The sequence below is a fragment of the Pseudomonas fluorescens genome (genome assembly GCF_005938625.1).
Lineage (GTDB): Bacteria > Pseudomonadota > Gammaproteobacteria > Pseudomonadales > Pseudomonadaceae > Aquipseudomonas > Aquipseudomonas fluorescens_BD.
In genome coordinates, this window is the sequence record NZ_VCNJ01000017.1 from 139236 (window position 1) to 153138 (window position 13903).

General features: G+C 62.3%; 14 protein-coding genes. All 14 read right to left on the minus strand.

What is annotated here, in order from left to right:
* Nucleotides 1–11: 11 nt before the first annotated feature.
* Nucleotides 12–1238, minus strand: a complete 1227-nt coding sequence (locus FGA82_RS12345; RefSeq protein WP_016983866.1) for a beta-ketoacyl-ACP synthase — start codon at nucleotides 1236–1238, stop codon at nucleotides 12–14.
* A complete protein-coding gene (gene fabG, locus FGA82_RS12350; RefSeq protein ID WP_141127276.1) occupies nucleotides 1238–1966 on the minus strand; it encodes a 3-oxoacyl-ACP reductase FabG in 729 nt (242 codons plus the stop codon). Before fabG ends, FGA82_RS12345 begins: the two co-directional genes overlap by 1 nt.
* Nucleotides 1959–2423, minus strand: a complete 465-nt coding sequence (locus tag FGA82_RS12355; protein WP_141127277.1) for a hotdog family protein — start codon at nucleotides 2421–2423, stop codon at nucleotides 1959–1961. Before FGA82_RS12355 ends, fabG begins: the two co-directional genes overlap by 8 nt.
* Nucleotides 2420–3616: a beta-ketoacyl-[acyl-carrier-protein] synthase family protein gene (locus tag FGA82_RS12360; protein ID WP_141127278.1), complete on the minus strand. Its 1197-nt coding sequence runs from the start codon at nucleotides 3614–3616 to the stop codon at nucleotides 2420–2422. The genes FGA82_RS12355 and FGA82_RS12360 overlap by 4 nt, the downstream gene beginning before the upstream one ends.
* Nucleotides 3613–4071, minus strand: coding sequence for a hypothetical protein (locus tag FGA82_RS12365; RefSeq protein WP_141127279.1), 459 nt, complete (start codon nucleotides 4069–4071; stop codon nucleotides 3613–3615). The genes FGA82_RS12360 and FGA82_RS12365 overlap by 4 nt, the downstream gene beginning before the upstream one ends.
* Before the next feature lie 137 nt (nucleotides 4072–4208).
* Complete coding sequence (locus tag FGA82_RS12370; protein ID WP_141127280.1) at nucleotides 4209–4934, minus strand: class I SAM-dependent methyltransferase; 726 nt, start codon at nucleotides 4932–4934, stop codon at nucleotides 4209–4211.
* The gene (locus tag FGA82_RS12375; RefSeq protein WP_141127281.1) at nucleotides 4931–6178 is read right to left on the minus strand and encodes an NAD(P)/FAD-dependent oxidoreductase; all 1248 of its coding nucleotides are present in this window, start codon (nucleotides 6176–6178) and stop codon (nucleotides 4931–4933) included. The genes FGA82_RS12370 and FGA82_RS12375 overlap by 4 nt, the downstream gene beginning before the upstream one ends.
* Entirely contained in the window at nucleotides 6165–7328 is a 1164-nt protein-coding gene (locus FGA82_RS12380) for a sodium:proton antiporter (RefSeq protein WP_141127282.1), read from the minus strand. The genes FGA82_RS12375 and FGA82_RS12380 overlap by 14 nt, the downstream gene beginning before the upstream one ends.
* Nucleotides 7325–9664, minus strand: coding sequence for an MMPL family transporter (locus FGA82_RS12385; RefSeq protein WP_141127283.1), 2340 nt, complete (start codon nucleotides 9662–9664; stop codon nucleotides 7325–7327). Before FGA82_RS12385 ends, FGA82_RS12380 begins: the two co-directional genes overlap by 4 nt.
* Nucleotides 9648–10250, minus strand: a complete 603-nt coding sequence (locus tag FGA82_RS12390; protein ID WP_141127284.1) for an outer membrane lipoprotein carrier protein LolA — start codon at nucleotides 10248–10250, stop codon at nucleotides 9648–9650. Before FGA82_RS12390 ends, FGA82_RS12385 begins: the two co-directional genes overlap by 17 nt.
* Nucleotides 10247–10672, minus strand: coding sequence for an acyl-CoA thioesterase (locus tag FGA82_RS12395; protein WP_141127285.1), 426 nt, complete (start codon nucleotides 10670–10672; stop codon nucleotides 10247–10249). Before FGA82_RS12395 ends, FGA82_RS12390 begins: the two co-directional genes overlap by 4 nt.
* The gene (locus FGA82_RS12400) at nucleotides 10665–12209 is read right to left on the minus strand and encodes an HAL/PAL/TAL family ammonia-lyase (protein WP_034152935.1); all 1545 of its coding nucleotides are present in this window, start codon (nucleotides 12207–12209) and stop codon (nucleotides 10665–10667) included. The genes FGA82_RS12395 and FGA82_RS12400 overlap by 8 nt, the downstream gene beginning before the upstream one ends.
* Nucleotides 12190–13137, minus strand: a complete 948-nt coding sequence (locus FGA82_RS12405) for a glycosyl transferase (RefSeq protein WP_141127286.1) — start codon at nucleotides 13135–13137, stop codon at nucleotides 12190–12192. The genes FGA82_RS12400 and FGA82_RS12405 overlap by 20 nt, the downstream gene beginning before the upstream one ends.
* Nucleotides 13134–13868, minus strand: a complete 735-nt coding sequence (locus FGA82_RS12410; protein WP_141127287.1) for a glycosyltransferase family 2 protein — start codon at nucleotides 13866–13868, stop codon at nucleotides 13134–13136. The genes FGA82_RS12405 and FGA82_RS12410 overlap by 4 nt, the downstream gene beginning before the upstream one ends.
* Nucleotides 13869–13903: the final 35 nt, after the last annotated feature.

Genomic DNA, 13903 nt, shown 5'->3' on the forward strand with positions numbered 1-13903 from the left:
ACGTGTTGCGGTCAGTGCCAGCGGCGGAAAATCAACGAGGTGTTGACGCCACCAAAAGCGAAATTGTTGTTCATCACGTAGTCGTGATGCATCTGGCGGAATTCGCCGCGCAGGTAATCGAGTTTGCCGCAGTGTGGATCGACCTCGTCGAGGTTGAACGTGTGCACGTAAAGGTCGCGATTCATCATCTCGATGCTGAACCACGACTCCAGTGCGCCGCAGGCGCCGAGTGTGTGGCCGAGGAAGCTTTTCTGCGAACTGATCGGCATGCGTTCACCGAACAAACTGCTGGTTGCCAGTGTTTCGGCAATGTCGCCCTGTTCTGTAGCGGTGCCGTGGCCATTTACATAACCGATGGCATCCGGCGTCAGGCCGGCGTCTTCCAGCGCCAGTTCCATTGCACGACGCATGGTCACTTGTTCCGGGCGCGTGGTGTGCTGGCCGTCGGCGTTGCTGCCGAAGCCGACGATCTCGGCGTGGATGTGCGCACCACGGGCGAGGGCGTGTTCCAGCTCTTCGAGCACGAGCATGCCGCCACCTTCACCGATCACCAGACCATCGCGGCCCTTGTCGTACGGGCGCGGGCTGGTCTGTGGCGCATCGTTTTTCAGGCTGGTGGCGTAGAGCGCATCGAAGACCATGGCCTCGGTCGGGCACAGCTCTTCGGCGCCGCCGGCGAGCATCAACGGCAGGCGGCCGAACTTGATCGCCTCGTAGGCGTAACCGATGCCCTGACTGCCGCTGGTGCAGGCGCTCGACGTCGGGATCAGCCGCCCGGTCAGGCCAAAGAAGATGCTGATGTTGGCGGCGGTGGTGTGCGGCATCATCCGCACATAGGAGTTGGCGTTGAGGCCTTCGGCCACCGAGTTGAGCAGCATGTTGCCGAACGCTTTGATCTCGTCGGTGCTGCCGGTGGACGAACCGCAAGCCACGCCCATTCTGCCGTCCTTGATCGATTCGTCACCGAGCAAACCGGCGTCAGCCAGGGCGTTTTCTGCAGCACGAACCGCCAGCCGCGACACCCGGCCCATGCTGCGCAGTTGCTTGCGGGTCCAGTGCGCAGGCACTGCAAAATCATCGATCGGCCCGGCCAGGCGCGTGTTGAGTTCGCTGAAGCGATCCCACTCGTCCATCCGGCGGATGCCGCTGCGGTTGGCCGCGAAATTGCCGGCGATGGTCTCCCAGTCACTGCCCAGCGAGGTGATGCCGGCCATGCCGGTGACGACGACGCGCTTCATCAGCACAAGCCTCCGTTGACCGCCAGGACCTGACGGGTGATGTACGAGGCTTCCGCCGACATCAGGAAATTCACCGCACTGGCGACCTCTTCCGGGGTGCCCATGCGTTGCGCGGGGATCATTTTCATCAATTCTTCCACCGGCACGTTTTCGTCGAGCATCGCCGTGTCGATCAGGCCCGGCGCGACACAGTTAACGGTGATTTTGCGCTTGCCCAGCTCGATCGCCAACGCCTTTGCAGCGCCGATCACGCCAGCCTTGGAAGCGCTGTAGTTGACCTGGCCACGGTTGCCGATCAGCCCCGACACGGAAGTGATGCAAACAATGCGACCAGCGGCGCGGCGGCGGATCATCGGCATCATCACCGGGTGGAGCACGTTGTAGAAACCATCGAGGTTGGTGCGCAGAACCACATCCCAATCGTCATCGCTCAGCGCCGGAAACGCGCCGTCGCGGGTCAGGCCCGCATTGAGCACCACACCGTAATAAGCCCCGTGGCTTTCAACGTCGGCTTCAAGGATGGTTTTGCAGGTTTCACGGTCGGCAACGTCGAATTGCAGGATCCGCGCCTTGCGGCCCAGCGCTTCGACTTCAGCCTGAACGCTTTGCGCTTCAGTCACGCCGCTACGGCAATGCAGGACGATGTCATGCCCGGCCTGCGCCAGACGCAAGGCAATGGCGCGGCCGATGCCACGGCTGGAGCCGGTGACCAGCACGGATTCAGTCATGGTTCGACTCCTGTGTCTGTTGCAGATATTGAGTAACCTGGGGCGGGCGGAACACGTTCAGCCGCGCGCTGGCATGGATGCCGGCGCCGTGGATATGACATTCGAAGACGCCCATGCCGTTGTCGTCTTCCAGCGAGCGCAGACCATGAATGGTCAGATCGCTACCGGCGGGAAACGCTTCGACGTTGCATTCGAACTTGCGCGTGCCGAGCAGGAACCCCAGCTCCACCGGATTGCCTTTGAGTCGCGCGTGGCAACCGGCAAACGCTGCGACGCTCTGTGCCATCAGTTCGACGCCGACCCATGCCGGCAGGCTGCCGTCGGGCAGATTGAACAGGCCATCTGGCTTGACCGTGAGGCGGGTAAAAATCTGCTCCTCGTCAAAGCTGAGGATGCTGTCGATCAGAATCATGTCGCCCGCGTGGGGCAGCAGTTCGGCGAGCGGCCAGGCCGTCATGGGGCGTCTCCGATAATCAGGCTGACGTTATTGCCGCCGAAGGCAAACGAGTTGCTCATCAGGTAGCGGGGTGCAATGGACGTCAGGCGTTCGCTCGCGGTCACCCACTTTAGCGGCGGCAGCGCAGGATCGGGCTGAGCGTCCCAGACGTGTGGCGGCAAGGCGTGGTCGGGGTTTTCGGCGCTCAGGCTCAACCAGCAAAACGCTGCTTCCAGTGCGCCGGCTGCGCCGAGGGTGTGGCCGGTCATCGGTTTGGTCGATGAGCAGGCGACTCCCTCGGGAAACAGTTCGGCGACCGCCAGACTTTCCATGGCGTCGTTGTGTTGGGTGGCGGTGCCGTGCAGGTTCAGGTAGCTGATTTGCGTGGCATGCAGGTGTGCGCGACTGAGGGCTTTTTGCATCGCTTGCAGTGCGCCGCGCCCCGTCGGCTCAGGGGCGGAAATGTGATGCGCGTCGGAACTGGCGCCGGCGCCGAGCAGGGCAATGGCCGGGCCTTCACCTTGCTGTTTGCTCATTACGAACAACACCGCCGCCTCGCCAATATTGATGCCGTTGCGATTGGCCGAGAACGGATTGCAGCGTTCGTCCGACACTGCTTCCAGCGACGAAAAACCGTTAAGCGTCAGCTTGCACAAACTGTCGACGCCGCCGCACAGCACGGCGTCGCACAAGCCCAGATCGAGCAGGCGCTGAGCGCTCATCAAGGCGCGGGCGCTGGAAGTACAAGCGGTGGAAATCACGTAGGCCGGGCCGCTCAGTTGCAGCCAGTCGGCGAGGAAATTTGCTGGCGCGCCGAGTTCCTGCTGACGGTAATCGTATTCCGCCGGGAACTGCTGCTCGCGAATGTAATGCGCCAGGCCACGGCTGGCCTCGTCGATGCCCGAGGTGCTGGTGCCGAGCACAACACCGATGCGGTCGCGGCCGTAGGTCTGGATCGTTTGATCAATGTTATCGCGAATCTGTAGCGCCGCCTCTAGCAGAAGCTGATTGTTGCGGCTGCTTTGATCGGCGAGTGTCGGCGGGATCGGCGCCAGTTCACCGTGTACGGCGGCCACCGGCAATTCACGCTCCGCCACCCAGCCGGACTCGCGGCGCATGCCCGAACAGTCGCCAGCGAACAGGTTACGTGCGATTTCGGACTTGTCGCGGCCCAGGGCGCAGATCACGCCGAGGGCATTCAGGTAAGCAGTCATGGCGTCGGTTTACCCAGCGGAGAAACGCGGTAGTGCGGGCCTTGAGGCAGGTTCAATTCGAAGCTCAACGGTTGGGCATAACGAATGTCCCAGCGCGCCGGCAGAGAGCGTTGCCCGGCCTGTACCTGCGCAGTGGGGTAATTGCGCAGCAGCTCGCCGGACGGGGTCAGGGCGAATAACAGCGCGGCAAACAATTCCCGGGCTTCCGGGTTCGGCGGCAGCAGCCCATCGGCTTGCCAGTGGCCGTCGATCAGTTGCTGACGTGCCTGAGGAATACCCAGCGGATCCATCATCGACCAGCGGATGCCCGGGCCTTCGCGCTGGATCACCAGCAGCCAGTCCTGGCGTTGTTCGGCTTGTTGGCGTTCGATGTGCAGTTGCAGAGGCAGCGGGAGTGTTGGATTGCCCGCCGGCAACGGCGCCTGGCTGGCGCAGGCACTCAACAGAAGCATCATGCCAAAAACAAAAAATCGCCACACCGCGGACACTGTAGGAGTGAGCCTGCTCGCGATAGCGGTCGCACATTCAAAATACAGGTTGGCTGACCCACCGCTATCGCGAGCAGGCTCACTCCTACAAGGATTTGTGTACATCAGGAAACCTCTGCCAGAGGCTTGCGCGCAACGACATTCACCAACGTCTCTTCGCGCTGCCCGAACGGCTTGGGTTTGAGTAAGCCGAACCGCTCCAGCAAACCAAAATCCTTCGACCGGCTCCACCACAGATACGGGTAGGAAACATTGCCCTCGGCAAACTCAAACCCTTGCTCGCGAATCATCTGCAGATACTGCGCCGCACTCTTCTGCACGTGCATCGGATGACGGAACAGCCAGCGAATCACCCACGTATCAATGTATGCCTCGGTGGACTCGGCGAACAGCAGATAGCCGCCCGGTTTCAGCACCCGATAAAACTCGGCCAGGGCCTTTTCCTGCTCAACCAGATGATGAAAAGTCTGGTGGCAGAACAACAGATCAACGCTGGCATCCGGCACATTGAGCGTCGCGCAATCGCTGCCGATCAATTCCACCTCCAGTTCCAGACGCGCCGCTTCTGCGCCGCTCAATTCAAGGCTGTGCGGGTCAGCATCAACGCCGATCAGACGCTGGGGCGCGAAGGTCTGGCGCAGGTGACCGAACGACTTGCCCTGACCGCAACCGGCGTCCAGCAACACCGGGTTTTGCGGCAGCGCTTCACTGAACAGTCCGCGCAGATCATTGATCGCCACGCGCAACACATGGTGCTGCCAGGTGTGGCTGCGCAGGAACCAGAAACCGAAGCGGGTCTCCTCGACGTAGCTGTCGCTCAAGTAATTCATGGGGCGTCCTTTGCACAGAGTTCGGAGATCATTTTCAAGCGGCGGCGCGCTTCGCTGACGAACGGGTTGCGTTCGTCCCAGGCGTAACCGGCGAGGATCGAGCAGATCATCCGACGGATTTCTGGCTGACTGTCTTCATAAAAAATCACGTCCTGAAAGGTGCCGGCGTACCAGCCCTCGACGTAGCAGCGGAAGGTGTCGACGCCACGTTTCAACGGCTCGGCGAACTCGCTTTGCCAGTCGACGGTTTCACCCTGCAACTGACGGTGCAGCACCGCGGCGGCCATGCTCGCCGAGCGCATGGCGATGGTCACGCCGGAGGAAAACACCGGGTCGAGAAATTCCGCCGCGTTGCCGAGCAGTGCGAAGCCCGGCCCGTGCAAGGTTTTCACATTGGCCGCGTAGCCGCCGAGGGTGCGCGCGGGGGTATCCCAGACAGCGTTGTTCAGCACGCCGGCAAGGCTCGGGGTTTCGGCGATGAAACCGCGCAGGCAGGCATCCAGATCGCTGTCGCGGCCGTTGAAATGCTCTTGCGCCGCGACCACGCCCACCGAGCAACGACCGTTGCTGAACGGTATTGTCCAGAACCAGACATCGCGGTGCTCTGGATGGGTGGTGACGAGAATTTTTTCGCGGTCGAATGCCGGGTTGTCGATGTGATCTTCGACGTGGGTGAAGACTGCCTGGCGCACCGGGAAATTCGACGGCGCTTCGAGGTCCAGCAGTCGCGACAACACGCGACCGTAGCCGCTGGCGTCGAGGACGAAATCCGCTTCGACGCGGTACTTACTGCCGTCTTCGCGGCGCACATCCAGCTGCGGTTTCGTCCGCTCGAAATCGACGCTGACGATGGCGTCGCCGTAGCGGATTTCCGCGCCTTGCAGCGCCGCTTGATCGGCCAGCAGTTTGTCGAAATCGGCGCGTTGCACCTGAAACGTGGTCGGTTTGCCGCCGGTAAAGGTGTCACCGAAATCGAAGGCGCTGTAACGCTCACCCCAGGCGAATGCGGCGCCGGTCTTGCGCTGGAATCCGGCGGCATTGACAGCGTCGAGCATGCCGGCCTCTTCGACGAAATCCAGGCAATGGCTGAGCAGGCTTTCACCGATGGAAAAGCGTGGAAAGTGCTGGCGCTCGATCACCAGTACATCGTGGCCCTTGCGCTTGAGCAACGCTGCAGCAATGGCGCCGGACGGGCCAGCGCCGATGATCACGACCTGACGGGATTCCATTTCAACGATTGGCACGTGAACTCCGGGGCAAAGGATGTTGCAGATTCAATGGCGCGCGATGCAGACCGATCAGGGCCGGTAGCAGCGTCGCGATCAGGCCCATCAGCATCAGCGCGAAGTACAGCGCCGGGGTGATGAGTTGTTGTTGCAAGAGCAGATTGAGAAAGACGATTTCGCTTAGGCCACGAATATTGAGCAGCACGCTTTCACGCCAGCGGCTGGCGCCTTCGAACGAGGCGCCGGCCCAGCCGAGACCGAGCCAGTTGCCGAGCAGTTTACTGGCAATCGGCAACAGCAGCAGCGCCGCCCATTGCGCCGCGCCGAGGCTGGCGAGGGCGCTGTGTACATCGATCTGGACGATGCCGAACGTCAGAATCAGCGGAATCGCCAGCCACGTTTGCAAACGGCTCATCCAGCGCGCCGGCAAGGGCAACACCAGCGGCACTTTCAGCGCGGCCATGCACAGCAGATAGCCGATGCCGAAGATCAGCGCGTTGAGTTTGTAATGCTCGGCCATCACCAGCAGCGCGAAAAAAACGAGGCTGTAGGTCAGCGGCCGGCGCACACGCAACAGACTTAAAAGCAACGGCACACACGCGAGTCCCAGTGGCAGCAACAGACTGCTCAGATGCAGACTGCCCTGGGCGAGGCCGAACAGCGTCCAGCAGGTCAGATCAATGAGGATCGCGGTTTGCACCAGGCGGCGCGTGGCGGCGGGCGGGTAATCGATGTGGCGCAGATACAGGTACAGCACCGGGATCGCGGTAATCGCGAACACCAGGCCGATGGCCAGCGAGTTGAGCCACGGTTGCGCCGGCAGTAGCCAATAAGCCGCGGCAAGACCACAGGCGAACGGCACGGCGAAACTCGGCACGGCGATTTTCACACTCTGCCGATCCAGTTTCAGATCGATCACATCACTGAGAATGTGCCCGAGCAGCAGGGCAAAGCTCAGGCTGTAGAGGTTTTTCAGCCAGTCTGGCGCGATCAGTTCGGCACCGCTGAGCTGCCAGCCCGGCTCGATCCAGAAGTACATCAGCAGCGGCAAGCCGAAGCTCGCCAGCAACAACTGGCTGACAATCGGAATCAGGCCGAAGTGGCGGCCAACACGAGTGGCCACGGCGAACAACGCCATGGTCAGCAGCCAGAAAACGGCGACCATCATGCCGCTGGCTCCGCGACTGTCGCGGTGTGTTCGTGACGTCCGGCCCACGGTGCGAGCATGAAGCTGAAGGCCAGACCGAGGCTCACCGACAGACCGAAGTTGCTCACCGCCGGCGTGCTGGACACCGCCAGCAAACCAAACGACAGCCACGTCGTCACAGCGGCCAGCAAGGTGCCGAGCAGGCTCACCGCCGCACCACCGACTTGTTCACGCATGAGAATCGCGTAATCGACGCTGATTGCCGTCACCAGCAGCAGGCCGAACAGGCTGAACAGGGTCAGTGGCTGACCGAGCCAGCCAAGGCTGGCGAGACTGCACAGCGCAGCGAGCAGCGGCAGGGCGACAATGCGTAGCGCGCCGCCGAGACCGAACGGCAGCATCAGCACCAGCACGATCAACGCGCAGGAGGCGAGTTTCAGTTCAGCAGCGCTGATCTGCGTCGCCGCAAAAACTTCATTCAATTCACCGAGGCGATCGACCAGCATCACCCCCGGCAAGTCCAGCGCTTGCACGCGCAACAGCGCCGGGTTGTTCAAGCCTTGCAGGCTGGTTATCGCCGCCACGCCAGCCTCGCTCGGGCCGAGCCAAAGCATGCGATAAGGCTCGCCGAGCGGGCCGGCCAGTGCCGCGTCGATGTCTTCGGCGGGCACGGTCTGCAGCTGTTGCAGTTCGCTTTGCAGGGCGGCGAGCGGTACACCGAGGTCGAGCAGTGGCTGCCAGTATTGCGGCAGTTTGTTCAGCGCCTCGCGCACCTGTTCTTGCTGGTTCGGTGGGCTGACCAATTGATCGAGGGCCAGATAACCTTGCAGCTTGTCGAGGTTGACCAGTTGCTGCAGACGCTCGCTCAGCGCGGCCTGACGCTCGAGCAATTGCTGCTGATTGTCGGCGCGCACGAGGAAGAACTGGCTGGTGGGCTGATAGCCGGTGATACGCGCGATGGCCTGCGCCTCGTCGGTCAGATGATGCGGTGCGCCGACCCATTGGCGGATGTCATTCTTGCTTTGCAGCTGTACCAGACCGCCCACGCAGAATGCGATCAGCAGCGCCAGCAACACCGGTGTGCGCACGCGCTCGAGAAGTTTTTCGCGCAGGTTGACCATGCGCTCGGCCAGATGCAGCGGCCACTGCGCGGGGCGCAGTTCGACGTTTTTCAACAGCGCCGGCAACAGGCATACCGCCGACAAATAGGCACCGAGCAATCCAGCGGCAGAGAACACGGCGATTTGCGTCAGTGCCGGGAACGGCGTCCACGCCAGCGCCAGATAACCGATGGCGCTGGTGATCAGGCTCAGGGTCAGCCCGGACAAGGTCAAGCGCAACGCCGGCCAACTGCGCCACGGCTTCAGGCTCCAGCTCTTCGACAGATAGTGCAGCGGATAATCCACGGCCACGCCGATCAGGCTGGAACCGAGCACCAGCGTCATCACATGCATGTGACCGAATAACGCCACACACGCCACCGCACCGAACAACATGCCGACCAATACCGGCACAAACGCCAGCAACACGCGCCAGCGGCGAAACGCCAACAGCAGCAACAGCAGAATGCCGACGGTGGCACCGCCGCCGACCCAGGTCATTTCGCGAGTGGCTTGTTGCTGACCGTTGGCCGCGTACAGCAAACCGCTGGCGGCCAGTAGTTGCACGCCGGATTTCGCGGCCTGTTCGCGACTGTGTTGCAGCAGCGCGGCGACTTGCAGCGGCAGGTTCATGTCAAAGGCGTTGCCGGTGGTGCGCGCCCGCAGCAGCACCCAGCTCTTGCCGTCGGCATCGGCAATCAACGCGCCGCTGCCGATGTCCAGTTGCACCGAACCGTGCTGCGGCTGGCTGTTCTGGATGCGCCCGGTCAGGCCGAGCCAGTCGTCCTGACTCGGCACCAGACTGAAACCGCTGAACGGGTCGAACAGGGCTTGTACGCGCTGCTGAATGAATGCGTCGGGGTGTTCGATCAGCAGTTGCCGGTCATCCGCCGAGAGCATCGCCAGCCGCCCTTGCAGCAGTTGCGTGCGCAGCGCTGGCAGGTCTGCTTGCAGGTTCCACTGCACCTTTTCGAACAACCCGCTGGCCTGCCATTGCTCACCCAGGGTCTGCGCCATGGTGACGGCCTGCTGGCGATCGGTGTGGCCGACCAGCACCAGCATTTCGCGGTTGAGCGGTTCCTGCATACGCTGCTCGGCGCGCTGTTCAAGAGCGTCCGGATGAGTGCCGGGCACCAGCTCCATCAGGTTCGCCGACAGCGGCGCACCGTCGCGCCATTGCCAACCGGCCAGCGCGACGACCGCCAGCAGCAGGATCAGGAACAGCCATGGCAGCCTGCGTTCACTCGGCAAAGTCATGTTGCTCCGCGTCGCTCAACGGTTGACTGGCGATGCTGTCCTGCATGCGCAGCACGGTGCTGTCGCCTTGGGTTTCCAGCAGTTCGATGGTTTGCACCAGCGCGCCGCCGTCGATGTTGATCTGGTTGAACACTTGCTTGAGCAAAAGCGAGCGCGGGGTCAGGGTCAGTTTCCACTGTTGTGCATCGCCGCTCAGCGCCAGTTCGAAATCACGTTGCAGGCCACTGCTGTCGCCTTGCAGCACGGCGAGAAACAAGCGGTTCTGCTCGGCACCGGCACTCTTGTTCGGCAGCAACTGCCAGCCGTTATCGTCGCGGCGAGCGATGCCTTTGGCGCTGATGCGGTAATCCTGCTGCAGCGGCGTTTTCAGTAACCAGAGCAGGCCGTGGTTTTTGGCGAGAACAAAACTGCCCTTGCTGATCAGCGGCTGCGGTAATGCACGCAGGTGCTTTTCCTGAATGAACTGGCCGTGGATCACGTCCGGTTTCGCCAGTTGTGCGCTGAGTTGTTGCAGGTCGAAGGCGTTGGCCAGCGCTGACAGCGTCAGCAGCGCCAATACGCTCAGGCTTTTAACCAAAACATTCATCGCAGCATCCTTTCCACGGCATCGGTAAAGACCTTTGGCGAAGCCAGTTGCATCTCACGGCTGCTGACTTCAACGGCGACCTGCACCGAGCTGGCGCGAGTCAAGCGTTCGCCGCTGTGCAGGTCGGTGATCAGGTAATTGATCTTCAGACGGTTTTCCCATTCGACCAGACTGGCGCGCACATTCAGGCGCTGACCGAACACCGCGCCGCGCACATAGCGCAGTTGCAGGTCGATGATCGGCCAGGCGTAACCGGACTCGACCATGTGCGTGTAGTTGTGGCCGATCTTGTCGAGCAACGCACAACGGGCGACTTCGAGGTATTTGACGTAATGGCCGTGCCAGACCACGTGCATCGTGTCGACGTCGAAAAACGGCACGAGGATTTCGGTGTCGGCGTGAAGCACTCCGGCGCTACGCATGCAGCCTCCAGTGTTGCGCAGCGATGCGTTGCAGGCACAGGCGCAATTCGCCTTCCAAGGCGCGGTCTTCGATCACCGGCGGGAAGTCCTTGGCCAGTTCTGCGTGCATTGCCGCCAGCGACGGCGGCAACGGCCGGGCATCTTCGGCTTGAGCACGCAGCCACACGCCCTGGTTGGCGGCGAGCAATGTCGCGGCAGCGACCTGTTCGGTCAGTTCCAGCACACGGATTGCATCGCGGGCGGCGATGGTGCCCATGCTCACCTTGTCCTGGTTGTGGCACTCGGTGGAACGCGAGAACACGCTGGCCGGCATGGTGTTTTTCAACGCTTCGGCGGTCCAGGCGCTGGTGCCGATCTGCACGGCTTTGAAACCATGGTTGATCATTGCACGATCCGCCGGAGCGCCGGACAGGTTGCTCGGCAGGCCGTGGTTGTAACGTTCGTCGACCAGCAAGGCGAGTTGCCGATCGAGCAGGTCGGCGACGTTGGCCACGAGGTTTTTCAGGCTGTCCATGGCGAACGCAATGTGCCCGCCGTAGAAGTGCCCACCGTGCAAAACGCGCTCGGCTTCGGCGTCGATGATCGGGTTGTCGTTGGCGCTGTTCAGTTCGGTCTCGATGAACGAACGCAGCCAGTTCAGGCTGTCGGCCAATACGCCGAGCACGTGCGGGGCGCAACGCAGCGAATAGCGATCCTGCAGGCGATGCAGCGGCGCGGTCGGTGCGTCGATCGCCAGATCCTTGCGCAGCCATGCGGCGACCTGCATTTGCCCGGGATGCGGTTTGGCGGCGAACAGGCGCTCGTCGAAGTGCTCCGGATTGCCTTGCAGTGCGACCACATTGAGCGCGGTGATGCGCGTGGCCAGTTGCAGCAGATAGTCGGCGCGGGCGAAAGCGAGGCAGGCAAGGCCGGTCATCACGGCGGTGCCGTTCATCAGCGCCAGCGCTTCTTTCGGGCGCAACACCAGCGGCGTCCAGCCGAGTTCGCGATGCACATCGGCCGCCTGACGGCGCTCGCCACGGAACATCACTTCACGCTCGCCGGACAAGGTCGCGGCGACGTAGGACAACGGCGTCAGATCGCCGCTGGCGCCGACCGAGCCTTCTTCAGGAATCAGCGGCAGGATGTCGTATTCGAGAAAAGCGTGCAGGCGCTCGAGCAGTTCTACGCGTACCCCGGACACGCCGTGGCACAGCGACTGCAAACGCGCCGCGAGCACCGCGCGGGTGGCTTGCGCGTCGAGCAGTTTGCCGAGGCCGCAACCGTGGAAGGTGTAGAGGTGACGCGGCAACGCTTCGACGTGATGCAACGGCACCGCGACCACGCAGGAGTCGCCGTAACCGGTGGTCACGCCGTAGATCACGCCTTCCTTGTCCAGTAGCGAATCGAGAAACCGCGCGCCCTTGGCGATGCGCTCGCGATAGTCGGCGTCGCTCTGCAACTGCACGGGCGCCTGACGGTTGGCCAGGGCCAGCACGTCTTCGATGCGCAATGGGCGTTCGCCGAAGGTTACCGGCTCATGGGTTGGCGTCGTCATCGGTCTTCCAGAAAGGGTAAAAGTTGAACCATTGTTGCGGCGCTTCGAGGCAATAGTGACTCAGGCGCTGCGCATAGCGGGAGGCCCACTGATGAATGACCTGCTCGCGCTCGCTGCGCTTCCACACCACGGCGTCGGCGAAGGGTTCGAGGGTCAGGCGATAGTGACCGTCTGGTTGCTTGAGGCACATCAACAGGTTGACCGGGCATTTCAGCAGACCGGCGAGCAGCCACGGGCCTTGCGGGAACGGCGCCGGATGGCCGAGGAAATCGACGGTCACGCTGCGCCCACCGTGCAGCGGCACACGGTCGCCGGCGATCGCCAGCCACTCGCCGCGCTCCAGCCGTTCGTGCAATTGCAGCATGATCACCGGGTCGAGCTCACTGACCTGAATCAGGCGCAGATTGGTCGCTCCAGCCTCGCCCAGCAAACGGTTGAACTGCTCGGCATGCTTGGTGTGCACCAGCACGTTCATGGTGACCTTTTCACCGATCTCCGCCAGTGCGCGACAGACTTCGAGATTGCCCAGGTGAGCGCCGACCAGCAGTTGCCCGCGACTGCCGCGCAACTGGTTGCGCAGCAGCGCCGGGTCGATGATTTCGATCTGTTCGATTCGGAGTTTGCCGTTCCACACGTCGAGCTTGTCGAGCATCGAATCGGCGAACGCCATGAACTGGCCGAACACGCGCCATTGTGTAGGGCGCAACGCTTCGCGCTGACTCCAAGCGGCCAGGCGCTGCTGGTATTGCCAGGCACTGCGCCGGGCGGTGCGGCCGAACAGGAAAAAATACAGGACGATGCCGTATAGCAACGGGCTGAGCAGACGTCGCCCGAGGACCTTGGCGGCGAACGCGGTGAATTTCATCAGCAGGAAACTGCCGCGTTCCTCGCGGTCAGCCCAGTGCTTCTTGTCGGTTTCGCCAGTCATGCGCGCCACCGCCGCCAGAGGATCAGCGGAAAGCGCAGCAACATGCCGAGAAACAGCCGTGTGTGCATGCTGGAAATCAGCGCGTTGTCGTGGAACAGACGGAAGTGCGACACACCGTCCAGCGGGTAGTGAACGCTGGTTTGCAGCCAGCGCATCGGCTGATTGCGCCACGACAGGCGCACGAGAATGTCCGAGTCGAAATCCATGCGCTTGCCGACTTTCGCCGAGTCGATTACCGCCAGCGTCGGGGCCAGTGGATAGACGCGAAACCCGCACATCGAATCGCGGATCTGCAGCGACAGCGTGTTGATCCAGACCATCACGTGGGTCAGGTAGCGCGCGTACAAACGGCCTTTCGGTACACTCTCGTCGAACAGCGGATAACCGCAGATCATCGCTTCGGGATGGGCGCGGGATTCATCGACGAAACGGGCGACATCGTGCAAATCGTGCTGACCGTCGGCATCGACCTGCAGTGCATGGGTGAAGCCCAGCAGCGCGGACTCGCGCAAACCGGTCATCACTGCACCGCCCTTACCCTGATTGGCGGTGAGGCGTACCAAATGCACCTTGTCGCGCTCGGCCAGAGTATCGAGCACCTTCGCGCAGGATTGGGTGCTGGCGTCGTCCACCAGAATGCACGGCAGGCCTTGGGCGAGCAGAGCGTCGACCACAGTGGTAATCGCGGTTTCGTGGTTGTAAACCGGGATAACGGCGCAGGGATTATGCATACCGACGATCCCTGTAGGAGTGAGCCTGCTCGCGA